The sequence below is a fragment of the Dinghuibacter sp. genome, from assembly GCF_035492835.1.
Lineage (GTDB): Bacteria > Bacteroidota > Bacteroidia > Chitinophagales > Chitinophagaceae > Dinghuibacter.
This window is the reverse complement of record NZ_DATJIY010000045.1, coordinates 1-25,450: the sequence shown is the minus strand read 5'-3', so window position 1 is coordinate 25,450 and position 25,450 is coordinate 1. Positions and strand designations below refer to the sequence as shown.

General features: G+C 58.3%; 14 protein-coding genes. 8 read left to right on the top strand and 6 right to left on the bottom strand.

Translation table 11 applies throughout. From position 1 onward, the window contains the following. Positions 1–54: 54 nt before the first annotated feature. The 5 genes from VL547_RS04085 to VL547_RS04065 form a co-directional block, all read right to left on the bottom strand. Entirely contained in the window at positions 55–2,547 is a 2,493-nt protein-coding gene (locus VL547_RS04085; RefSeq protein WP_325575474.1) for a PIG-L family deacetylase, read from the bottom strand. Positions 2,548–2,612: 65 nt separating this feature from the next. Continuing rightward, positions 2,613–4,547, bottom strand: coding sequence for an SPFH domain-containing protein (locus VL547_RS04080; RefSeq protein WP_325575472.1), 1,935 nt, complete (start codon positions 4,545–4,547; stop codon positions 2,613–2,615). Positions 4,548–4,850: 303 nt separating this feature from the next. Beyond that, positions 4,851–7,397, bottom strand: a complete 2,547-nt coding sequence (locus VL547_RS04075) for a M56 family metallopeptidase (RefSeq protein ID WP_325575471.1) — start codon at positions 7,395–7,397, stop codon at positions 4,851–4,853. Further along, on the bottom strand, positions 7,394–7,756 hold the full coding sequence (locus tag VL547_RS04070; RefSeq protein WP_325575470.1) for a BlaI/MecI/CopY family transcriptional regulator: 363 nt from the start codon (positions 7,754–7,756) through the stop codon (positions 7,394–7,396). The genes VL547_RS04075 and VL547_RS04070 overlap by 4 nt, the downstream gene beginning before the upstream one ends. 247 nt (positions 7,757–8,003) lie before the next feature. Next, positions 8,004–10,529: a M14 family metallopeptidase gene (locus VL547_RS04065; protein WP_325575468.1), complete on the bottom strand. Its 2,526-nt coding sequence runs from the start codon at positions 10,527–10,529 to the stop codon at positions 8,004–8,006. 45 nt (positions 10,530–10,574) lie between these two features. On the opposite strand from VL547_RS04065, the gene ggt reads away from it, so the two are divergent. The 7 genes from ggt (at position 10,575) to VL547_RS04030 (ending at position 20,654) form a co-directional block, all read left to right on the top strand. After that, positions 10,575–12,233: a gamma-glutamyltransferase gene (ggt, locus tag VL547_RS04060; protein WP_325575466.1), complete on the top strand. Its 1,659-nt coding sequence runs from the start codon at positions 10,575–10,577 to the stop codon at positions 12,231–12,233. A gap of 31 nt (positions 12,234–12,264) precedes the next feature. Beyond that, positions 12,265–12,819: a DUF1572 family protein gene (locus VL547_RS04055; RefSeq protein WP_325575464.1), complete on the top strand. Its 555-nt coding sequence runs from the start codon at positions 12,265–12,267 to the stop codon at positions 12,817–12,819. An 83-nt stretch (positions 12,820–12,902) separates the two neighbouring features. Continuing rightward, positions 12,903–13,871, top strand: coding sequence for an aminotransferase class I/II-fold pyridoxal phosphate-dependent enzyme (locus VL547_RS04050; RefSeq protein ID WP_325575462.1), 969 nt, complete (start codon positions 12,903–12,905; stop codon positions 13,869–13,871). 4 nt (positions 13,872–13,875) lie between these two features. Further along, the gene (locus VL547_RS04045; protein WP_325575460.1) at positions 13,876–14,373 is read left to right on the top strand and encodes a sigma-70 family RNA polymerase sigma factor; all 498 of its coding nucleotides are present in this window, start codon (positions 13,876–13,878) and stop codon (positions 14,371–14,373) included. Then, positions 14,364–14,993: a hypothetical protein gene (locus VL547_RS04040; protein ID WP_325575458.1), complete on the top strand. Its 630-nt coding sequence runs from the start codon at positions 14,364–14,366 to the stop codon at positions 14,991–14,993. Before VL547_RS04045 ends, VL547_RS04040 begins: the two co-directional genes overlap by 10 nt. 16 nt (positions 14,994–15,009) lie before the next feature. Beyond that, positions 15,010–15,858 (top strand): TraB/GumN family protein, encoded by an 849-nt coding sequence (locus tag VL547_RS04035; RefSeq protein ID WP_325575456.1) that lies wholly within the window; start codon positions 15,010–15,012, stop codon positions 15,856–15,858. Positions 15,859–15,926: 68 nt separating this feature from the next. Further along, positions 15,927–20,654, top strand: coding sequence for a translocation/assembly module TamB domain-containing protein (locus VL547_RS04030; protein WP_325575454.1), 4,728 nt, complete (start codon positions 15,927–15,929; stop codon positions 20,652–20,654). A 41-nt stretch (positions 20,655–20,695) separates the two neighbouring features. Here VL547_RS04030 and VL547_RS04025 read toward each other — a convergent pair whose 3' ends face one another. Then, the gene (locus tag VL547_RS04025) at positions 20,696–21,892 is read right to left on the bottom strand and encodes a bifunctional 3,4-dihydroxy-2-butanone-4-phosphate synthase/GTP cyclohydrolase II (protein ID WP_325575452.1); all 1,197 of its coding nucleotides are present in this window, start codon (positions 21,890–21,892) and stop codon (positions 20,696–20,698) included. 212 nt (positions 21,893–22,104) lie between these two features. On the opposite strand from VL547_RS04025, the gene VL547_RS04020 reads away from it, so the two are divergent. Further along, the gene (locus VL547_RS04020; protein ID WP_325575448.1) at positions 22,105–25,278 is read left to right on the top strand and encodes a TonB-dependent receptor; all 3,174 of its coding nucleotides are present in this window, start codon (positions 22,105–22,107) and stop codon (positions 25,276–25,278) included. Positions 25,279–25,450 lie beyond the last annotated feature (172 nt).

The window sequence follows — 25,450 nt, the reverse complement described above, 5'->3', positions numbered from 1 at the left end:
ACCGCGGGTAGATTTCGAGGGGCGGCGCAACCCAGGGGTCCGCGGCGGCGCGGCTCAAGGGTTCTGCGGCGCCGCCAGCAGGTTCGCGAAGAGACGGTAGGCGCCGGGGACCGACGCGGGGAGCTGGCGGAAAAACGCCAGCGCCGTATACACGAACTTGCCTTTTCCGTAGCGGCCGACGATCAGCGAACCGTTCAGGGGCGACTCGTCGGGGTCCTGCATCGAAAAAAGCGCCTTGTAGTGCGGGTCCAGCCCCTCCGTATCGATATAATACAAACCCCGTTCCTGTACCCAGTTGTCAAAGTCGGCGGGGCCGATTTCGTTGGGATAGTGCAGGGCCGGGTCGCCTTTGTCCAGGAAATCGACCTTGGCGGTTTCGTCGGTTACCCGGGCGTTGATGACGTGGAGCGGCCAGGGGCCCAGGTTGGGGGTGACCAGACCGTTGAAGTTGTTGTATTGTTCGACCAGGACGCCTCCGTCTTTCACGTATTCCATCAGCGCGGGCATGACGTTCTTTAGCCAGGGTTGCGTATTGAACGCGCGAACCCCCGTGACGATGGCGTCGAACCTGGAGAGGTTGTTCCCAAGGATGTCGTTTTCCCGGAGGAATTCCACGGTATACCCCATCAGCTCGAGACAGGACGGTACTTTGTCGCCGGCGCCGACGATATAGCCGAGGTGCTTGCCCCTGACCTTTACGGGCTCACCGATCACTTTGGTGGCCGTCCCGTGGAAATAATGAATAAAGGGGATGTGCGGATAGTCGATTTCCTTCAGACCCGCGCTATAGCTGGCGGACGTGTCGCCCTGATTGAGCAGCACGGACACCTCGAAGCCTTCTCCCCGGGCGGATTTCATCATCGCTTCGTTGTAGGGGACGTCATATTGATAGGACTTGTCGCGTTCCAGGTTCACCTTCCCCTTCGAGACCAGCATGCGCTGTTTGCTGTCCGCCAGGACGATGCTCAAATTGGCGCCCGTGATGTTGGTCGTCGGTACTACGGTCAGCTTGAGCGGGGGATGGAAAACGGGGTCCAGATTATCGAGTATCGTACCCGGCACGAAATAGACCAGCAGCGAGGGGACGATCTCGATCGGCTGGTACAATTCCCCGCGGACGGGATCGGTATGCTTATACATCACCGGGGTGCCGACAAAACGGATCCCGTTTTCGTCCAGGATAAATTCCGCTACCAGCGGGGGATCGTTCTGGGGTTTGCCGATGTCTTTTTGGCTTTGCACCGAGAAGCGGCCTTCGGTCTTTTCTTCGCGCAACCAGTAGGGTTGGGTCAGCGGCGCGCGTTCGTCCACGGTATAGGGGAATGTGTAGCTGACGGGCGTATTGACGGGAAGGGTCAGGCTGATGGCGGTATCGTGGCCCCCGACGAGGATGTGGCGGACCTTGATGGGCTCGCTCGTGCGGTTGATCAGGGATACCGTGACCTGGGCGGTCTCGCCCTTGACCAGGTATGGCCGGGTCACATAGGCTTCCATCCAAAGACCGCTGCAGGCGCTTTCCAGGGTGTAGATCTGGTCCAGCTTGTAGGTCCGCCAGGCGCTCTGCGGCAGCGTCATCACCCGGTTCAGCAGGCGTTCGAGCGCGGGCAGGCTCAGGGCGGGGTTTTTGGGGTCGTAGGTCTGTATCAACGAGTCGATGGCGGCATTCAGGTCGGCGGCGCCTACCCTGCTCCAGTCGGTGGCGACACCGTCGAGTAGGTCGTGCTTGGGGGCGTCGCCCGCGGTCGTCGAGAAATATTCGTAGGACGTGCCCCTTGTTGAGGCGACGCCAAAGCCCTGACTCTTATGCTGGCTGCGGCTTTCGGCGGCGATCTCGCCATAGCTTTTGCCCAGGATGGCGTTGTAGGAGCCAACGTCCATCTTGAATTGGTCTTCCGACGTGGTGTTAGCGCCGCCAAAGTTGAACGTGTTCCAAAGGAGGCGTTTGGCCTGCCAGGGTTTTACGCCATAGGCGAACTGCTCGGGGAACCGGTTGGGATCGGCGGCCGCGTCAAAGGCCAGCCGCGCCAGTATGGCCGATGCCGCGTGGTGTCCGTGACCCGCGCGGCGGTCCGGGGGGAAGCGGGTGATGATGACGTCCGGCTGGAACTTCCGGATCACCCAAACGACGTCCGCCAGGATGGAGTCCTTGCCCCATATCTTCAGGGCTTCGTCCGCGGTTTTGCAAAAGCCGAAGTCGTATGCCCGGGAGAAAAACTGTTCCGCGCCGTCGATCCGCCGGGCCGCGAGCAATTCCTGGGTGCGCATGAGCCCCAGCTCGATGCCCTGCTCGTCCCCGATCAGGTTCTGACCGCCGTCTCCGCGGGTCAGGCTGAGGTAGGCGGTGCGGACCTTCCGCTCCTTGGCCAGGTAAGCCAGGAGCCGGGTGTTTTCGTCATCGGGGTGTGCGCCGATATAGAGGACGGAGCCAACGACCTTGAGTTGCCCGAGCTGCTGGAGGATGTCCGCGCTGCTGTAGGAACGCGGCGCCTGGGCGGTTGTCGTGGCTGTTATGAGGGCTCCGAGGAGGACGAAGAGGAGTTTTTTCATGCGTTGAATATAACTAAAAATTACGGTGAACCCGTTTGGGCCCACCGCAATTTAAGGTTTCGTGGCTATTTGTCGCCTTTCGGTGCGTCGACTTTTGCCGCGTCGACTTTTGCCGGGCGGCGCCCCAGATCATCGAGCAGCCTCAAACCGAGGAGCCCGTTGATGGGGCCGCCGTTCTCGCCGCCGCCGACGAGGACGTCGGGCATGATCCGGATTTTTTCGGAACCGATGGCTTCCATGACCTTCAACTGGGTGAAGTTGTCCCCACCCATGGCCTCGACGGCCAGCTTGTAGGACTCTGCGCTGGACTTACCGATGGCCAGGATCTTCTCGGCTTCGGCGTTACCGGTGAGGGCTATCCTTCCGGCGTCGGCCTGGGCCATGAGCCCGGTCTTTTCGGCTTCGGCCTTGGCCAGCAGGCGCACCCTTTCGGCTTCACCGCTGGCGACCAGCCTCATCCGGTCGGCTTCGGCGTTGGCCTGCAGCCGTACGCTGCTGGCGTCACCGGTGGCTTTCTTGACGGAGGCGTCGGCGATCCTTTCGGCGATCAGCACACCCTGGTCGGCCTTGACGACGTCCTTTTGGATTTCGGCGATGGCCGTTTCCTTTTCGAGCGCCTGGCGGGTCTCCTGGGCCTTCATCTGGGTCTCATAGGTAACCTTTTGCTCCTCCGCGATCTTACGGTCGGTGAGGGTCTTCATCAGGCTTTCGGGCGGTACGATGTCCCCGATCAGGGTATCGACACCGTTGACGTTGTATTGCTCCAGCACGTCGCCGATGTGCGCGCGGGCCGATTCCTGGCGTTCCTTACGGCTTTTCAGGAAGTCGATCACGTCCGCGTCCTGGGCCGAGTTACGGAAGTAGTTCCCTATCGTCGGTTCGAGCACCTGGGTCACGAGGTTGGTCATGTTTCCGAAGCGGCCGATGACCTTCGGCGCCTCGTTGGTCGGGATATGGATGATCTGCGATACGTCCAGGTTGAAGGAGAAGCCATCCTTGGACCGGACGGTGATCGTGGAGAGGTTCTTGTCCAGCTGATGCGCCTCGGACCGGGTGTTCGCCCAGTTCAGGACGAGGTTGGTCGTGGGCACGAGCTCCACCTTCATGATGTAGGGGTTGACCGGGTATTTACCGGGTCCTAACGGCTCCGCCCATACGCCCTTGTGTCCGCGGGCGACGATGTTGCCGTGCTTGAACTCGGTCCCGCTCAGGTCTTCCCCGTCCGTGCCGACAAAGGAGATGACGACCCCGACGTACCCGATCGGTATTTCCAGCATTTTCACCACCTCGACGCTGGCGAACCAGGGGTTGAGGAAGTAGGAACCGGCGAGGATCACCTGCTCCTGCAAGCCTTTGAAACCGCCTTCGTTCAGGAAGGCGTCCACGTCCTGGTAGTTGTTGTGCTTTTGCATCGTCCGCCCCGCGATCTGGCCGGGGTCCAGCGCCTTACCTTCCTGGGTGGTCACGATCCCCACCCCGCTCTCCGGGATGTGCACCATATCGGTGACGTCCACGTCGAACAACAGGGTGTTGATACGGTACGAACCGGGGCTGATGATGGCCGTTTGCCGGCCTTTCTGGCCACCGTTCTTCAGGAAGGCTTCGGCGTCCTGGAAGGTGTCGCATTCCACCCGCCGGCCGAGGATGTCGCCGGGGCGCAGCTCGCCACCGTCCTTGGCGAGCACCAGCCCGATCTTACCGGTAGGGATGACCGTAAAGGGTTCGAAGGTGATGGAATACTGCCAGGGATACTTCCGGAAATATACGCCGGGGGCTAGCGTCTTGGCTTGGAAACCGGCTTCGCCTTGCGTAGCGACGATGCGGCCCACGGGCAGCTCCTGGCCGCCCATCAATTTGAATTTTTTGGTAACGATACCAATCCTGTTCTCGGGCACGATGACGACGCCAAAGAAAATGCGCAGGATGTACTTGTAGAGGATCAGGCAGATTACGGGTATACCGATAAGGAGTACCAGCCTGATGGTTTCAGCTTGTGTCATAAACTTGCGTTATTATGGATGTGGGTAAAAAAGTTTCCCGTACGCGGGAGCGTACGTTGTGCGTGTGTGCGCGCGGCCCAGTCGGGCTCTTTTCTTAATTGTTCGGTGGGAAGTTGTTGAAGATTCTCAAGCCGAGAGAATGCGATTTCATCGTAGTGTGAATGACGATGTAAAGTTTCAGTAAAAATAGTTGCTCTTGCAAGGACATTAACAAAGTTGCCGGACAATGCGGTGCCAGGCGGTAAAAAAAAGGGCCGACCGGTAAGGTCAGCCCTCCATCAGGACATGAGTGCAGGCGCCCCCTTATTTGAAGGTCTTCAGTTTGATGTACTCCTGCAGATCGTTGGAATTGAAACCTTTATTTTTCATGGCTGTAATGTACGCCGGCGTTACGTCCATCGACTTCAGCGAGATCAGCATGTGCGCAGATATATTCTTGAATCCCAGAGCATTATAGCCCTTTGCGAATTCGGGCGTGATGTTTTGGGATTTGAGTCCGATCAGCTCGTGGACGCCGAGGTCGGGGTAGCCGTTGTTCTTCCAGCTCTCGATATAGGCGGCGTCGATGTTTTGAGATTTCAACGCCATCAGGTCATGGATGGAGAGGTCCTTCAACCCGGTCTTTGACCAGGAGCGTACGTAGTCGCCCGTAATACCCATCGATTTGGCGCCGACGAGCTGGTGAGGTTCGAGGTCGGTCAAACCAGCATCTTTGAGGTCCTTTACATAAGCTTCATCGACGTTCTGCGACTTCAGACCAACGAGCTCGTGCATCGACAGGTCTTTGTATCCCGCGTCGGACCAGGAACGGACGTAAGCGGCGTCGATATTTTGGGACTTGGCGCCCATCACGTCATGCGCCGACAGGTCCTTTAAACCGGCGGATTGAAGGTCCTTTACATACGCCATATCGATGTCCATGGACTTCAAGCCGATCAGCTCGTGTACGGTCAGGTCGCTAAAACCCGATTGCGACCACGACCGGATGTATTCGGTGGTCAGGTTCATGGATTTGGCGCCCACGAGATCGTGCGCCGAAATATCCTTGAAACCGGCGGACTTCATCTCATTCACAAAGGCGGCGTCCACATTCGTCGCTTTGAGCGATACGAGCTCGTGCGGCGAGAGATCGGTAAAACCCAGCTGTTTCCAGGAATCGACGTATGCGGCATTGATCTTCATCTCGCTCATCGAAATCAGCTCGTGGAGAGAGATATGTTTGAAGCCGGTCTGCTGGATGTCCGCAACCGCCTTACGGGTAATGTTGGCCGAGAACAGTCGAAACATCTTCTGGTCGTCCATGTCATCGTAGCCAAGTCCCTTTATATAGGCTTCGAAGTCCTTGTTTTCGGTAAAGGTGAAGTGACCAAAGCCCTCATTCCCATCGAACATCCCCGTCAGGGTAAGGACGCCGGCCTCGCGGGTGACCGTAAAGGTGCTTTTGGTGGTGGGTATCGCCGAAAATTCGGATTTGAGGAAGTCTTCGGTGTTGGTCCAGTTATTATGCTGGTCGCTGCTCTTGAATGTCACCTCAACGGTGTCGCCGTTGATCGTGGCCATCCAGGTGCCGGAGCGTTGGTCGATGTAGAGGTTGACCTGGGGGTCGACGTCCACGTCCACCTGGGGGTTGACATCCACGTCCACTTGCGGGTTGACGTCGACGTTTACCTGGGGGTTGGGATTGACGTTGACGACGGGGGCGACCACCGGGGTTACCACGGGGTCCACGGTGACGACTACCGGGTCCACGACGACGTCGGTATACCCGGTGGGGCGTTTGGGCTTCGACGTATCGGCGGTACTGTGTTTTAGCGCTTTCTGGGCGTTGATCGCCATCGTATGGTTGAATACGCAAATCATGACGGCCAGCAGGGGCAGGAGGAAAAAGTATTTCCAGGTCGTGCCGGCCGAGGATTGTTTTGTGTGCATCATGACAATTCGTTTTTTGAGCAGGGATTGGTTATAGTTGGACGTGATGCTCAGGGGCAGGTGTGGCGCCGACACCCGGAGCAGGCTCATTTGATAGCAGGACGCATTGACCCGGGGATTACGGATCATCGCCGCGTCGGTCAGGAACTCGAGGTTGTCTTCGAGGGCCTTGCGGAAAAACCACGCAAAAGGGTTGAACCACTGGAGCACGATCCCCAGCTCCGCCAGCAGGATATCGACGCTGTGTCGCTGTTGGGCGTGTACCTTTTCGTGGGTAAGGATCTGGTGGTATGTCTCTTCGTCGTAGTTATTCCGGTTGATGAAGATGTAGCGGCCGAAGGAGCAGGGCGCCTTGTCCCCCCTGGTCTCCACGATATGGAAGCTGCCGTCTTTGGTGACGTTGCTGGTTTTTATCTGGTAGCCGATGACGACGAACTGCAGCAGCAGGTTGAGGCCGAAGATGAGGGCGCCGCATAGGTAGCCATAATAGAGGATCTTGAGGACGAGGGATAGCGTCAGCCAGTCCCAATCGCCGGCGGGCGTTGTACCGGCTACCTGTTGCGTTGCTTCAGGGGTGTGGGGACCCGTGAGGGTGCCGGTGGGCGCCGGGGTAGCGGGTACGATTTTTTGTGTTGCGTGGATCGCGGGGGCGTAGTAGGCGGGGGGCGCTTTTGCGCTCGCCGATGCTTGCGTTTGCCTCGGTGCTTGCGTTTGTATCGGCGCTTGCGTGGCCGTTGCGGCGCGGGTCCAGACCGACCAGGAGGCCGGCACCGGCAATACCGGCAGGGCGAAGGAGCAGATCAGGCCGCCCAGGAAAAACCAACGGTTCAACCGGAAAAAAGTCTCCTTGTGAAGGAGCAGCCGGTAAAACAGGAAGTAGACCGCCGTGACGAGCGCGGCGTACATGATATACGGTATCATGGCTTCTTGGATTGTATGATTTTAAGGATGTCCTCCAGGTCGCTCTGGGATATTTTTTCTTCCTTGGCAAAAAACGCCAGCATGCTCGGGTAAGAATCGTTGAAATACTGTTTGACGATGTCACCCAGGGTTTGCCGCTGATAGGTTTCCTTGGTCACCACCGGGAAATACTGGAACGTATTCCCGAAGGCCTCGTGGTCCAAGAACCCCTTTTCCTCCAGGATGCGCACCATCGTCGCCACGGAGTTGTAGTGTGGTTTCGGGTCGGGCAGACCGGCAATGATGTCCTTGACGAAGGCCTTCTCGAGCCGCCAGAGGACCTGCATGATCTGTTCTTCCCGCTTGGCAAGTTTCTGCATAGCTATGTACTTTTGGTAAACCTACTACTAAATCATTAGTTAGTCAACTAATTCATTAGTTTTTTTGAAAAAAAATTTACCGCGGCCGGTGGCCGGGGCGTTTTATGGGGCCGCCAACGGGGTGCCAAAGCGCAACGCGCTGAGGGTCAAAGGGGGTCGCTCCGCCGGGTTGTGCGGTTTCGATACGGAGGGGTGTGCGCAGGCGGGCGGCGCAGTCGAGGCCGGACGGCGGGGGGCGGGCGGCGCGCTAGTTGCCAACCATGAAGACCGCGTTGCAGAAGAGGAGCTTGCCGTTTTCCCAGAAATCGCGGAAAAGGGGGTTATCGGCCAGGAAGACGAGCTTGCCGCGGCCGATGTCCTCGACGCCGAAAAGGACGCCGTCTTCTATTTGTTGCCTGGCCTTGCTGCCGACGAAGCCGCTGACGTAGTTGTTCTTTTTCAGGATGCCGACGTTCCAGCCCTCTTCCATGAACTGGTAAACGGTGTTGTCCTGGCGGAGGGTATAATAGAAGGAGGGGAAGCCAAAGGCGAGGGGGTGGGTGCTGTCCATGTCGACGCGGTAGATCGCGCCGGGGACCGAGCCGCGGACGTCGTCCCTATCGCGGTTGGCGAAGTCGCGGACGTAGGCATACGAGGGGGCGCTGTCTTCCTTTTTATCGTCTTCGTTCTTTTTGGCTTTGAAACCCCAGTCTATACCTGCCAGCTGGGACGCGGCGCCCTCCAGCGCGATCAGGCGGCCGCCCTGGTTGATCCAGTTGTGAAGGGCGTCGGTCACCTTTTTGTCGTTGAGCCAGGGATAGTAGCCGTCGGGCATGATGATGACGTCGTAGTCGTTCCAGAAGAGGTGCGTGAAGGAGGTCGCATTGACCAGGGAAAGGGGATAATGAATCTCCTGCTCGAAGAGATGCCATACCTCGCCGGCGGCGTTGGAGGAAACGTTGTCACCGGTGAGCAGGGCGATGCGGGGCGTCTTGACGGGGCGCACCTTGTCGCTGCCGAAGTCGTAGCCTTTGTCGACGAAGCCGGTGCGCAGCGGCGTGGCCGTGGGGGCGTACCCGGTAACGGCGTTCGCGGCGGCGCGCCTTTCTTCGGGCGAGCCGTTGAGGAGTACGAGGAGCGAACCGGCCCCATACGCTTTGCCGTCTTCCTCGAAGGGGGTCTGCGTGACGCGGACCTTGACGTGGTGTGCCAGTAGGGCGCTCAGGGCGGCGACGCTGTGGACGTCGGTCCAGCGGATGACGTAACCGTACGGGATCGTGTCGGGCGATTGCCGGGAGCCGGCGGCGGACCCGGGGGCGAAACCGGCGGACACAGGGGCCGTCGCGGCCTTGAGGGCGACGGGGTCTTTCGAGGCGATCGTGTGCAATCCGTACACATAGGGCAACGACCAGGCCGTAATATCGTAGGTCACGGAGTCGCTGATCTTGGAGTTGGGCTCGAAGAGGACCTTGACGAGGGTCGCCTTGGGCTGACGGGCGGGGACGACGATGTCGCCCGGTTGGATCGTATAGGCACGGTTGTCCGCCTGCGCAAAATAGTCATAACCATGGATGGCGCCGGCGCCGTAGCCGTAAACGATGCGGTTCCGGTCGAGCAGGCGGCAAAGGTCGGCGGCGCGGCCGGCGCCCAGGCTGTCGACGCTGATGACGTAGGCCTGGTAGGGGCCGACGCCATCACGGGCATTGCGCTGGAAGTAGGCGTGGAATTCGTGGAGGAGCTCCGCGGCGTGCTGCGAACCCGTTTCGATCGTGCTCAGCCCGGTGATATAGTGGTGCATGACGCGGTCGCGGAGGGTCAGGGTGTCGCCGTTGTCCATGATCGCAGACAAACCGCCGCCGCCATTGCCGGCCTGTTCGTACGTCATCCCGATGGAGCCGTTGTACAGGGGATAGGTGTCGCCGTAGCTGGGATAAAAGAGGTCGAATTCCTGTTTGGTAAAGAACAGCCAGCCGTTCTTGTCGAAGTAACGGGCGTTGTTCTTCCCGATGGCAACCTGGAAGTCCCTTTGCCAGCGGCTGATGACCTCGTGGTAGGGCTCGGCGGCCGGCGCGAAGTAATAAGGCGCGTTGATGCCCTGCTCGTGGTAGTCCACGTGTATCTGCGGGAGCCAGTCGTTATAGAGTTTTACGCGCGCCTGGGATTCCATCTGCGTTTGCCAGAACCAGTCGCGGTTGAGGTCGAAGTTATAGTGGTTGGTCCTGCCGCCCGGCCAGGGCTCGTCGTGTTCCCGGCTGTCGAGGCGGGGGTTGGGCTGGACGCCCACGACCTGGTTGAACCAGTTGACGTAGCGGTCGCGGCCGTCGGGGTTGAGACAGGGGTCGATGACCACGACACAGTTGTCGAGCCAGTGGGCGGCGTCCGTGGTCAGCGCGTAGAGGGTTTGCATGGCGGCCTCGGAGGAGGATGGTTCGTTACCGTGTACGTTATAGCTCAGCCAGATCACGAGCGGCGTCGATTCGCTGCCGGGTTTGTCGGTGAGGACGCCGGCCAGCCGCAGGTTGTTGGTGCGGATGTCTTCGAGCCGAGCGATGTTTTCCGGACGGCCGATAAAGGCGACCAGGAGGGGGCGGCCCTCATTGGTCTGGCCGTACCGCTGTAGCTTGATGGTTGTCGGGTTGGCCGCGGCCACCGCCTCAAGGTATTGGACGATCCTGTAGTGGGGCGTGTACCGGGCGCCGATCGGGTATCCCAGGAACGAGTCGGGAGACGGCGTCTGCGCGTGGAGGGTACTCGAAAAACAACAAAGGATCAACAGGAAGCAGCACTTTTGCATAAGCGGGGTTTCGCGTGTGAGCCTAAATTCGTAAATTTTGGCCATATGAAGAGGTTATACTACGTGCTTTGTTTCCTGAGCGTCAACGTGTGTGCGCAGAAGGTGGTTACGGTTACGAACGGAGTCGTCGTGTCCGCCCAGGCCCTGGCCAGCCAGGCCGGGCTGGACATCCTTAAAAAAGGCGGAAACGCGGTGGACGCGGCTATCACGACCGAGCTGACCCTGGCGGTCGTTTTCCCGGGCGCGGGCAACATCGGCGGCGGCGGTTTTATGGTGGCCCGGCTGGCCGACGGGCGCACGCTGGCTATCGACTTCCGGGAGGAAGCGCCGGGGAAGGCTTCCCGGGACATGTACATAGACAGCGCGGGCAAGGCCCGGACGGACTGGTCGCAAACGGGTCACCTGGCCTGCGGGATACCTGGGACGGTTTCCGGCATGTTCGCCGCGCACAAATATGGGAAGCTGCCCTTCAAAGACCTTATACAGCCCGCTATAGACCTCGCGGAAAACGGCTTTGCACTAAGCGAATCGGAGGCCTCCAATCTGAACCGTACGCGGGAAACCTTCCTGCGGAACAATACCGGGCCCATCGCCTTTATCCGCGACCGGCCCTGGAAGGCGGGGGATACCCTCGTCCAAAAGGACCTTGCGGCGACGCTCCGCCGTATCCGCGACCGGGGCGCCAAGGGTTTTTATGAAGGAGAAACGGCCGCGTATATCGTGGACGAAATGCGCCGGGGCGGCGGCTTGATCAGCCTCGACGACCTGAAGGCGTACCGCGCCAAGGAGCGCCCCATCCTCAGTTTTCCTTATCACGGTTGTACGGTCCTGACCATGCCGATGCCCAGCAGTGGGGGCGTGTTGATCGGGCAGATGCTCAAAATGGTGGAGGGCAACCCCGCGCTGGCCGGGGGGTATGCATCGCCGGCCGCCGACCAGCTGATGATCGAGGCGGAACGCCGGGCCTTTGCGGACCGGGCGACGTACATGGGCGATCCCGACTTTGTCAAGGTCCCGGTGGCGACCTTGTTGAGCGCATCGTATTTACAACACCGCATGGCGGACTTTACACCGGGCAAGGCCGGTAGCAGCCAGACCGTACAGGCCGGGTCGATACCCGCGGAAAGCACCGAGACCACGCACTTCGACGTCATCGACAAGGACGGCAACGCCGTCGCCGTAACGACCACCCTGAACGGCTGGTATGGCTCCAAGACCGTGGCGGGTAAGGCAGGTTTCCTGCTCAACGACGAGATGGACGACTTCAGCGTCAAACCCGGCGTACCCAATATGTTCGGGGCCGTGGGGGGTACGGCCAATGCCATTGCGCCCTACAAACGAATGCTCAGCTCGATGACGCCGACCATCGTGCTTCGGGACGGCAAGCCCTTCCTGATTGCAGGGACGCCGGGGGGGACGACGATACCGACCTCCGTCTATCAGACGCTGGTCGACGTGATCGACTTCCATTTGAGCCCCCAGCAGGCGGTGGACGTGCCAAAGTTCCACCACCAGTGGCTGCCGGACGAAGTGGACCTCGAGCGGGGATTTCCGGACTCGACGGCGGCGGCGCTGGAGAAGATGGGGTATACGCTGAAACACTGGGGCGGGATCGGGGCGACCGAGGTGATCATGGTGGGGCCGGACGGGAAGTATACCGGGGTGGCGGACCGGCGCGGGAACGACGCGGCAGCAGGTTATTGAGGCGGCGCGGGCGCACCGCGGGATATTAAGTATGTCATTAGCTTCTATATACAAAGAATCGGTCCTTAACCGGTTGATTGCCCTACGCGGGTTGGGCGACGACACGTTTGACCAGCTCTCCGAAGAAGAATTTCATTACCATCCCGGGGATGGCTCCAACAGTGTCGCGGTCATCATCCGGCATCTGCATGGGAACATGCTGAGCCGTTTCACCAACTTCCTGCGGGAGGATGGGGAAAAGACCTGGAGGGACCGGGACGCCGAGTTCATCGACGAGCGTCTATCCAAGGTTGAACTGCTGGGGCTCTGGGACGATGGATGGGCTTGCGTGCTCAGGGCCGTCCATGCCCTGAAACCTGAGGACCTCGAACGCACCGTTACGATCCGGTCGGAGCCGCATACGGTGGTGGACGCGCTGAACCGTAACCTGGCGCATTCGGCGTATCACGTGGGACAGATCGTCTACCTCGGGAAGGTGATTCGCACGGGGGAGTGGAAGACGTTGTCGATACCGGTAGGACAGTCCCGGGAGTTTTTTGCGGCCTATAGGGCAAAGTTCGAGGACAAGACTGGAGGGGGCTCATGAGCGGACCGCCTGACGCGCCGGGGCGCACTATCTTAGTCGACGGGCGGGAGTACCTGTTTTTCTCCGGATATTCTTACCTGGGTATGTCCCATGTGCCCGACTTCCTCGGGTTGATCAAGGAGGGATTGGATCGATATGGGGTGCTATATCCCTCTTCGCGGGTCTCGAATACGCCGCTGGCACTGTACGGCCACGTGGAGCGCTACCTGGCGCAGTTGACGGGGCGGGAGGCGACGGTGACGTTTTCATCGGGGTTCCTGGCGTGCATGGCGGCGGGGCAACTGGTCGCGGGGCTGGGTGAGGTGCTGGTGGCGCCGGGGACGCATCCGGCGACGGGGCTGCACGGCGGCGCGCTGGGGGCAACCGCGTACGACGATTGGTGTAAGTCGGTATTAAGCCACACGCACAGCTCCGGGGCGAAGGAATTTGTCCTCGTCATGGACTCGGTGGCGCCGCTGGAGGGCGCGGTGCGGAATTTTGTGTTCTTGCAGGATTTACCCAGAGATAAGCGTTATACGGTCCTGATCGACGATTCGCACGGGATTGGGTGGCTGGGGGAACACGGGGAAGGGATCGCGGGTGCGTTGATGCACCTGCCCCACGTGGAATATGTCCTGGTCTATTCGTTGTCCAAGGCGCTGCATGTGCAGGGCGGGGCAGTGGGGTGCTCCAGGGCGATGGCGGAACTGCTTCGGCGGTTGCCGGTCTACACAGGGAGCACGCCGATGGCGCCATCGCATGCGCATGCCCTCCTTACCGGGGGACCGTTGTATGAGGTGCAGCGGGCGCGGCTCGCGCACAACCGGGAGTTCCTGACCGGGCAACAGGTGAGAGGGCTGTCGGCGACGGCGATGCCCGTATTTCTCTGCCCAGGGGAGGGCATGGCGGCACAGCTCGAAAAGAGGGGAATCCTGATCTCGTCGTTTGCGTATCCCGACCCGACGGGGACGGTGATCGACCGGGTGGTGTTGAGTGCGCTCCACCGGGACGAGGATTTGGAAAGGCTCTGCGCGGCGCTTGTAACTTTTTTGAAAAAAGAGCGACCCATGTAACACATTGGAATTAGCAACCCGACAAAAGGAATTTGCCGCCCTCATCCAGGACCACCGGGCCTTGATCTTCAAGGTCTGTCATTTGTATTGCAAAACGGAGACCGACCGGGAGGACCTTTTCCAGGAAATCGTTTTCCAGTTGTGGAAAAGCTACGAATCCTTCCGGGGCCGGTCGGCCGTGACGACATGGATGTACCGCGTCGCCCTGAATACAGCGATCTCGGGATTTAGAAAAAACAAGCTCGGCCGTCTGACGACCTACGTGGACGAGCTGCCGGCGCAGCTACCCCAGGACGACCGGGGGGCGGAGCAAAAGGAACGGCTCGAGCAGCTGCGGCGGGCGATCGCCCAGCTGAGCGACGTGGAGAAGAGTATCGTGATGTTGTACCTGGATGACCGCTCCTATGACGAAATGGAAGCGATCCTCGGGATAAAAGTGGTGAATCTGCGGGTGAAGATGAACCGCATAAAAGAAAAATTGAGGAGGCTCACATGGAACTAGACCAGCTAAAGGACCCCTGGCGTCAGCTGGACGACGCACCCCCGCTGCGGATGGACCTACCCTCCCTTTTGGAGAAGGCCGAACGTGCCGCGGTCCGGCCGCTGAGACGGATGAAGCGGGTAGTGATCACCCAGGCCGTCAGCCTGGTGGTAGTGTATGCGCTCGCGTTCGCAACGTTCTCGGGCGGTGAGCAGCTGGCCGTTGGGATTTTCTACCTGCTGATGATCCTCACGGCCGGGGCCTACTACCTGCGGAAATACCGGCTGCTCAAAGAGATGGAGCACATCCGGCCCGATGCGGACATGGTCACCAATTTTACCGAAAAGCTCGACCGGTTCAAAAAGCTGCTGGGACTGGAACAGTGGATCACCTACATCCTGATGGAGATCGTGATGTGGTTCGTGTGCTGGCTCCTGTGGACCTTCCAGCGACAGGATTTCTACCGGTTCGCGGGGATACAATTGCACCCGGGGCAGGAGGCGCTGGTGGTGCTGGGCTGGACGATATGTGGGCTGGCGCTCGGCTGGCCGGCGCAATACATCACGCGCTGGGTTAACCGCAGGCGTTACGGGGCGCACATCGAGGAACTTGAAAAAACGCTCGGGGAGCTGATGCAATAATGACTACTTTTAGGGCATGTACCGTTACCTCGTCGTCGTGGCAACGCTGCTGTGCGCGTCCGCCAGCGGCCAGCAAAATTCGCTGTTGTGGCAGATCAGCGGCAAGGGTCTCCCCCAGCCTTCCTACCTCTTCGGGACCATCCACATGATCTGCCCGGATGACTTCTTCCTGACCGACCCGATGAAGTCGGCGTTTCAAAAGACGCACACCCTTTACCTGGAAATAGACCTCGACGATCCCACGGCGCCGATGAAGCTGATGGGGATGATCCAATACAAGAACGGCGAAAAGCTGAGCGACTTTTTCGATTCCTCCGACTACCGTGAGCTGGGCGCCTTTGTACACGACAGCTTGAAGATGGACGTGCAGTTCTTCGAGAAGTTCAAGCCCCTGATGCTGTACAGCATGATGAGCGCCAAGATGCTGCCATGCGCACGGGAGCAGGCCTACGAAACCGAGTTCGTAAAGATGGCCAAGACCCAGCACAAACCCGTAAAGGGCCTGGAAACGATGGAAGAGCAGGTCTCGATCTTTGACAGCATCCCGGGGAAGACACAGGCGTCGATGATCATGGACATGGTGCGCCATTACGACTCCGAAAAGATCGACTTCCAACGGATGGTCGGGTTCTACCGGGGGCAGCAGATCGACTCCCTCTACCGGATGCTCGAAGAATCCCCCGATACCAAGATCGACCAGGACCTGCTGCTGAACCGCAGGAACCACAAATGGATCCCACTCATGACGTCGGCCATGCGGCAGGGGTCGTGCTTTATCGCGGTGGGCGCGGGCCACCTCGGCGGGGAAAAAGGGCTGCTGGCGCTGCTGCGGCGGCAGGGGTATACCGTACGGGCGGTGCAGTAGCTTGTTAAAGCATTGCTATATCGTGATATAGGGGGCTTTTGGCATTGAATTCGTTATTTTTACGGGGCATGTCGGTCGTCAGAAAAATCAGCCGCTTCTTCATACGCCTTGTAGCCATCCTGCTACTGCTGGTCCTGTCCCTATGGCTTCTTATCCAGACGGACCCGGTACAGAACTGGTTATTGGACAGGGTGACGACCGTTTTGTCAAAAGACCTCAAAACGACGGTGAGCGTCCGGCATATCAATTTCGTTCCGTTCAACCAGGTGGCCCTGCAAGGGGTGCTGATCCGGGACCTCCACCGGGACACCCTGCTATACGCCGGGGCGGTGGGGGTTAATATAACGGATTGGTTTTTCCTGAAAAGTTCGTTTGAACTGCAATATATCCACCTGTCCGATGCGCAGGTGAACCTGACCCGTTCGGACAGTACGTGGAATTACGCGTTCCTGGTCGATTATTTCTCCGGACCGTCCTCCGGTACTACCAAAAAGGGCGTGTCCGTCGGGTTGAAACAGGTGGACCTGTCCAACGTCCGGGTGGCCCAGGTCGACCGCTGGCGGGGGCAGGACATGGTCCTGGAAGTAGGCGCCCTCCACCTGGAAGCCAGGGACGTGGACTTCAGCAAACAGCGCATGGACATCGACCTCCTGCGGACGACCCGCTTAAGTTTCCTGCTCAACAATTATCCCGGCAACCGCCCGGATTCCCTGATACCCAAACCCTCCAAAGTCAAAAAACCCGGGGCCTGGAACAACCAGTGGGACGTCCTGGTCCGGCACCTGGTCATGGACGACTGCCGGTTCCGGAACGAAGCGTATACAAAGCGCCCGCTCTTCAGCTGGTTCGATCCGCAGCACATCGACTTCAACCATGTCACCGCGAACATCAACCAGGTCCACCTCCAAAACGATACGCTGGCCGCCAATATCGTCTCCCTGGGGACAAGAGAGCGCTCCGGCTTCGACGTAAAAAAACTGACGGCACGGGTAAAGTTCACGCCCAGGGCCATGGAGTTCCGGCAACTCGACGTCACGACCAACCGGAGCCATATCCGGGACTATTTCGCGATGCGCTACGAAGACTTCGACGACGATATGGGTAACTTCGTGACCGGGGTGAACATGAAGGGGGAAATAAAAAACAGCCAGGTGTCTACCGATGACATCGCCTTCTTCGCCCCGGAGCTGCGTTCCTGGAAAAAACTGGTGGACTTGAACGGCAAGGTGGAGGGTCCGGTATCGGCGCTCAAGGGGCACGACCTGCTGCTGAAGATCGGCCAGACCACCTATATCAACGGCGACTTCGCGATGACGGGCCTGCCCGATATCGACCATACGGTTATGAACTTCAACCTGGCCGATCTGAGGACCGGCTTCGACGACGTCACGGCCATCGTCCCCTACCTCAAAACCCTGACCCAACCCAACATGAGCACCCTCCAAAGCATCCGCTACAAGGGCAGCTTTACCGGGTTGATCAGCGACTTTGTCGTCAACGGAGACCTGCAAACCAACCTGGGCCGCGTCCTCAGCAACCTCAACCTGAAGCTGCCCGCCAAGGGCGTGCCGAGCTATAAAGGGAAGGTCACGGTAACCGAATTCGACCTGGGTCGGTTTATCGGCACGGATGAAGTGGGGAACTTCAGCTTCGACGGAACCGTGGACGGCAGGGGTTTTTCCTTCGACCAGCTGGATGCCACGCTAAAGGGGCAGATCGCCGACGCCGATATACACCACTATACCTACAAGAACTTTACGGTGGAAGGGGCCTTCCACAAAAAGCTGTTTGACGGGCAGCTGTCGGTGGACGATCCCAATGCGGCCTTTGTCCTCAACGGGAAGATACAGCTCGACAAGGCATCCCCGGTTTTCAATTTCGACGCCGATATCAACCGCCTGAACTTCCAGCCGCTGGGGCTGATGCAGCGCGACCTGGCCTTCCAGGGTAAGTTGTCCCTCAACTTCGCGGGTAAGAACATCGACGACTTCACCGGTACGGCCCGAATCTTCGATGCGACGCTGAGCAACGACGGGGAGCCCTTGTCGTTCGATTCGCTGTCGCTCTCGTCGGATACCCTGGCGGAGGGCAAAAGGGTCCTCACGCTCCAAAGCCTGCCGGTCAACGCCCGCGTCGAGGGACAATACCATATCATGGAGCTGCCCAAAGTGGTCCAATGGTACCTCGGTAAATACTACCCCTCTTATATAAAACCCATCCCGGAGCCGGCGCTCAAGGAAGATTTTACTTTCAGCGTCCACACCGACGACGTGGAAGACTACCTGGACCTGCTGAAGCTGCCCCTGTCGGGTTTTGACAACAGCGACCTGACCGGGCGTATCAGCACGGTAAACCACGTTTTCAACGTGGACCTGTCGGTCCCGGAATTCGGCTACAAGCAAATCGACGTGAGCGACATCAGCTTCAAGGCGCAGGGCGACGACCAGCGTATCCGGCTGGAGGGGTTGCTCGGGGAGGTCGTCCTCAGCGATTCGCTCCGGCTCCCCACCACGCGTATCAGCCTGGCCGCGCAAAACGACAACTCGGTGGTCTCACTGGAGACCAGCGCCAACCAGAACCTGAACGCGGCGACCCTCATCGCCAAGGTGCACAATACCGCCGATGGGATCACCGCCCACTTCGACTCCTCCTCCTTTGTGCTCAATGACAAGAAATGGCTCATCGCCAGCAACGGAGAAATCGAGCTGAAGAGCAAGTGGATCGGTATCCGGGACCTGAAACTGTCTTCGGCGGCGGAACAGATCGCAATCGGTTCCAACAGCGCGGGGGAAATCCAGGCGGACCTCACCAATGTCACGATCGAAGACCTCCTGCCGCTGGTGCTCAAAGACCCGCATATGGAAGGACAGGTCACGGGCACGGTCGTCGTCCGGGACCCGTTTGGCAAAATGAGCGTCGACGCCAAGGCGCTGTTCAACCGCTTCCGTTTCGAGACCGATTCCATCGGGCAGGTGGAGGCCACTACCACCTACGACGCCGGCGGCAAATTGCATTTCCACCTGTCGTCGGACAACCCGCGCTATCGTTTTGGTATGGATGGCGGGTTGGACCTCGGCGATTCGGTCAACCGGCGGATGGATGCCTCGATCAACCTGAACAATACCTCCCTCCACCTGCTGGAACACTACGTGGGCTTTTTGTTCTCGGACATTGACGGCACCGCCACCGGTACCATCCATGTCAGCGGGCCGCTGAGCGATCCCCAGCTGGAGGGCACGGTCACCGCCCATAACGGCAGCCTCCGGGTCAACTATACGCGCTGCAAGTATTCGTTCGACAACGAAGACGTGGTCTTCAAACCGGGGGGTATCGACTTCGGCAGGTTGACGCTAAAGGACACCCTCGGCAACACGGCTGTGTTACAAGGGAACCTGAACCACGATTTTTTCAAGGACATGAGCTTTAACCTGCGGCTCACCACCGACCGGTTCCTGGTGTTGAATACCACGGCCCGGGATAACAAGAATTTCTATGGCACCGCCGTTGCCCGTGTCAACGCCACGCTGACCGGGCCCGAGTCGAACATCCTGCTCAAGATCAACCGGGCGGAAGCGGTCGACAGCTCGCACATCTACCTCCCCAGCGGGACCGAAAAAGCGGGCGCCCTGCCCACCTTTGTGGTGTTCAAGGAATACGGTCACGAGATGCAGGGGGAAAAGGAGGCATTTTCCACCAACTCCAACTTCACCGTGGACATGAACCTGATCGCCAATAACTACGCGGTGGTCAATGTGATCCTCGACGCCAACAACGGGGACGTCGTCCGCGCCCAGGGGAACGGCAACCTGTTGATCCGGGCGGGAACGGTCACGCCGCTGACGATCAACGGCACCTACAATATCGAATCGGGCGAGTACACCTATATTTATTCCAACATCGGACTCCGCCGGCCGTTTTCCCTGTCCGACGGAAACATCCGGTGGACGGGAGATCCCTATAAGGCCTTTATCAATATCAACGCCTCCTACCTGGCGCAGGACGTGACCCTGCCGCAGCTGGTCACCTCGACGGCTTCGCAGATCGTCCAGTCCTCGGATATCATCGTCCTTTGCCACCTGACAAACACGCTGGACCACCCGGACATCAGCTTCGAGTTCCAGCTCCCGGCCGACAACCCTTACCGCAGCGACCCGGTCGTGGCGGCGCAGCTCAAGAAATATGAGGAAGACAAAGCCGAGATGGACAAGCAAGTCGCCAGCCTGCTCGGGTTCGGGACCTTTATGTCCAGCACCGACGTTGCCTCGCAGAACCCCAACAGCGGCACCCTGGTGGCCAACACCCTGGGCCAGGTCGTGGCGGGGCAGCTCACCAACACGATCCGGATATTGGTTCGCCGGTGGTTGAACAACAATACCATCGACCCCTTCATCTCGATCAACCCCGTCTTTGTCTACCAGAACTCGCAGGCGGGTTACACGGGGGCGGTGACCAATGCGGGAAAGCTGGGTGTCAATAAATCCTTCCTGAACGGCCGGGTAGTCGTCAAGCTGGGCGCCAGCGTCGACTATACGACGTACCTGTTGTTTACCCAGGGTACCACGGACCTGCTGACGTCGCCGGACCTGGCGGCACAGTGGAGCATATCGCCGGATGGACACCTGCGGTTGGTGGGGTATAACCGGACGAACTACGATGCGACATTTGGGCGGTCGAATAGGTCGGGGGTGGGGATCAATTATCGAAAGGACTTCGACAGGTTGATTGACTTGTTTGCAGGGGAGCGCAAGCGGCTGAACGCGAAAAGGCCTCAGCCTCCCACGGGGGGAACGGACTGAGGCCATTCGAGTCGCTCCGGGCGCCGGCAGGCGCGCCGGTTTTACTTTAAAATTTCATGTCCAAGGCGGTCCCGCTTGGTTTGCAAATAGCGTTCATTGTGGGGGTTCGGCGCGATCCGGATGGGCACGGTCGAGACGATCTCGAGGCCGTAGCCGAGCAGGCCGGCTCGTTTCCGGGGGTTGTTGCTCATCAAGCGGAGCTGGGTGATCCCCAGGTAACGGAGTATCTGGGCCCCTACCCCATAGTCCCGGTCGTCCATTCCAAAGCCCAGGTGGAGGTTCGCTTCGACGGTATCCATCCCTTCTTCCTGGAGCTTATATGCCTTTAATTTGTTTAGTAATCCTATACCCCGGCCTTCCTGGTTCATATATAGGATGACGCCTTTCCCTTCCTTTTCAACCATTTCCATGGCCGCGTGGAGCTGCTCCCCGCAGTCGCATCGCATCGAGCCCAGGATATCCCCGGTGAAACAGGACGAGTGGACGCGGGTCAGGACCGGTTCGCCGGGTTCCCAAGAGCCCTTGATCAGGGCCAGGTGCTCGTTCTTGGTCCCTTTTTCGTTAAAGGCGATCAGCTTGAAGTTGCCCCATTTGGTGGGCATGTCCACCCGGACCACTTCTTCTATCAGCGAGTCGGTTTTTAACCGGTATTCGATCAAGTCCTTGATACTGATTAGTTTAAGATCAAAGTTCCGAGCAATCACCTCAAGCTCGGGCAACCGGGCCATGGTTCCATCCTCGTTCATGATCTCCACCAGCACCCCGGCGGGTTCAAAACCGGCCAGGCGGGCCAGGTCGATGGTCGCCTCGGTATGTCCGGCCCGGCGTAGCACGCCTTCCTTTTTTGCCTTCAGGGGGAATATATGACCGGGACGGCCCAGGTCCTGGGGCGTCGTTGCCGGATCGATCAGCGCCCGGACGGTTTTGGCGCGGTCGTGAGCGGATATGCCGGTGGTACAACCGTGGCCGATAAGATCCACAGATACGGTAAAGGGCGTTTCGTGCAGGGCGGTGTTGTTGGTGACCATCAGGTCCAGCTGCAGGGCCTCGCAACGGTCCTCCGGGAGAGGGGCGCAGATCAAACCCCGGCCGTATTTGCTCATGAAATTAATTATCTCGGGGGTGACATTAGCCGCGGCGGTGATAAAGTCGCCCTCGTTTTCGCGGTCCTCGTCATCGACCACGATGACCAGCTTACCTTTTTTTATATCTTCTATTGCGCTAAGTATACTATCCATAAACAATTGCTTTTATTCCTACTGCAAAGTTAGACAATTCACGCCGCTTTTGGCCATGGTGGCCCCAAGCGGCTCATTTGTAAGTCCTTATTCAGTACGTCCGGTTATCCACAAGGAAAGCTCGCGCTGTCCTAACAATTTGTTAATATTTCGTCGGAAAAGCTGAAGATTTAATCATTTTCTTTGCAGCCAGAACCAAACTGAGAACCATCATGAGTCTGAAGAAACTGCTTTTGGCCCTATCCATGGCCATTATAGCGCCATGCTACCTATTAGCCCAAGTCACCACGGGCAGCATCACCGGAACCGTAAAAGACGACAAAGGGGCCGCGCTGGCCGGGGCCACCGTCAAAGCCGTACATGAGCCTACCGGTTCAGTATATCAAACGGTTACAAAAGCGTCCGGAAACTATGTGCTTCCCAACCTGCGCGTAGGCGGACCATATACCGTTACGATCACCTACGTGGGCTTAACCACACAATCTTTCACCGACCTTAATGTGCAGCTCGGCACGCCGCTCGTACTGGAATCGACACTTCAACCCAATACCGGAAATCTCGGCGAGATAAAAATAACCGGAAGCACCAAGGGGGCGATCATTAGCTCCGACCGTACCGGTCCTTCCACCAACATTTCCTTGAGGACGGTCCAAAACCTGCCGACGCTTTCCAGGAGCATCCAGGACTACGCACGGTTGACGCCCCAGGCGGTTTCATATTCCAGCAATACGTCCAATTCCCCGCTGGGCATATCCTTCGCCGGGCAAAACAACCGCTATAACCAGTTCACGATCGATGGCGCCAATGCCACGGACGTGTTCGGTCTCGCTGCCACGGGCACCAACGGTGGTCAGGCTAACGCCAATCCCATCCCCATCGAATCGATCCAGGAACTCCAAATCATCTTGAGCCCCTATGACGTAACCCTCGGCGGTTTTACCGGAGGCGGCATGAATGCCGTCACTAAGAGCGGCACCAATGTCGAACATGGATCTGCATATTATGTTATGCAAAACCAGGGTCTTGTCGGTAACGGCGCGTTGAACACCAGCTATCCTCAGTTCAAGAACTACACGTTTGGCGCCAGCCTTGGCGGTAAGATCATCAAGAACAAGCTGTTCTATTTTGTCAACGTGGAGCATACGGACACTAAAGCCCCCATCGCTTACGATCCGACCAATCCCAATTCAGGGTCCAAGTTCAATACCGACTCCCTGGCTGCGATTTCAGCCTACATGAATAAGAAGTGGGGTCTCGATCCCGGTAGCTATGCGGGCATCAGCTCCGAACAATACGCCACATATGTTTTTGGTCGTATCGACTGGAACATCAGCGATAAGACGAAGCTGACCATCCGCGACAGCTATGTCAATGCCAGCAACTACGTGATCAGCCGGAGCCCGACAACCCTCACCTTCGCCAACGGGGGATATTACATGCTCAACACCTCGAACTCTATCGTAGCCGAGCTGAACAGCAATTTTTCCGCCAAATCGTCCAATACGCTCCGCCTGGTGTACAACGCCATCAATGATCACCGTACAACACAGGCTTTCCCGTCCATAACGATCTACAGCGGGACGCAGACTTACTACCTCGGGGGCGACTATTCCTCCGCTGCCAACAGTCTGAAGCAAAACAACTACAACCTGACCGATAACTACACGATGTACCGCGGGAAGCACACGATTACCGTCGGTACGGATGACGACTTCTACAATACGACAAACGTATTCCTGCAGGACTACGACGGCGGTTACAACTTCAACAGCATCGCCGACTTCCTGAACAATACCAATATCGCCACGTACTACATCAGCTACGGTACAGGCGGCCCTAACGACCAGGCGCCGGCCAAAATGCACGCCGCGCAATTCAGCGTATATGGCGGCGACGTCTGGGCGGTGAAGGACAACTTCAAGCTGACCTACGGCCTTCGCATCGACGCACCTGTTTTCTTCAACAAACCGTCCAGCAACTATGGATTTGACACGTCTTCCCATTTCGGCGGCGTGCAAAATGCCACGGTTCCGAAGTCCACTCCGCTCTGGTCCCCCAGGGTCGGTTTCAACTGGGACGTAAACCACAACGGCAAAACCCAGCTGCGGGGCGGCGCCGGTCTTTTCACCGGTCGCATACCGTTCGTGTGGATCAGCAACATGTACACCAATACGGGCGTCGCTTCGATTAAATCCACAACCAATAATCCGACAACGCCCAACCAGATCACATACGATCCGACGCAACCGCACCTTGGCGCCTATATTCCCCCGGCCAAAACCACGGCTACGGAAATCGATGTGACCGATCCTCACTTTAAATTCCCGCAGGTGCTACGCGCAAACCTTGCCATCGATCAGAAGCTCCCCTGGTGGGGTTTGATCGGTACGCTCGAAGGCATCTTTACCAAGACCATCAATAACATCAACTATACGAACCTCAACGTCGGGGCGCCTACCGGCACCGTTCAGCTGGGCAACACTACACGTCCCTGGTACAATTTCACCCGGGTGACCAACCAGTTCACCGACGTACTGGAAGTCGGGAACACCAGCAAAGGGTATGGTTACAACCTGACGGCGCAGCTGCAAAAACCGTTTTCCCGTGGATGGTCCGGTTCGATCGCCTATACTTACGGTCAATCCTATTCGCTAAACGACGGGACCAGCTCGACCGCCATCTCCAACTGGCGTTATGCATACAACATCAACGGCCTGAACAATTTGGACGTAGCGCGCTCCAACTACAGCCCAGGCTCGCGTATCGTCGGGTATATCTCCAAGCAGTTCCGTTACGCCGGCAACCGCCTGGCTACGACGATCGGCCTGGTATACATCGGTCAGCAAGGGCTCCCCTTCTCCTATATGTTCAGCAAGAACATAAACGGGGATGACGTATCAAGCAAGTCTGCCAATGCCGACCTCGCTTACCTGCCTACCGACGATTCCCACTTCGCCACCCTGACCCGCAGCGGTACCACCGTTTCGGCAGCCCAGCAGTTCCAGGACCTGAATAATTTCGAAGCCGCCAACCACATCAGCAAGTATGCCGGCCAGAATCTGCTCCGTAACGATTTCCACATGCCCTGGGAAAGCCATTTCGACTTAAAGGTTTCCGAGGACATCTTCCTATACAAACAACACCGGCTGGAAATCACCTTCGCCTGTATGAACGTAGCCAACCTTCTCGATCGCAAATGGGGTTGGAGCTATTACCTGGCCAATCAGGACGTCAACCTGCTGACTGTCGTCAGCCAAACACAGACGCCTACCTACACCTTCGACATCACGAAGATGAATAACATCAAGGGCACTTATCGCCCCTGGGCGATCAGCGATTTCAACTCCCGTTGGAGGGGCCAGCTTGAATTCAAGTACTCGTTCTAGCAAGTCATTTCACTCATTTATATACAGGCCGCCCTTCATCCGGGCGGCCTTTTTATTTTGTCGCACCGACGCATTCACAGCCTAACAATTTGATAATGCAGTTCATTAATCATCCCGGAAATTAATCGTTTTATTTGCGCCTCGAAACTAAACCTAATAACCGATTATGAGA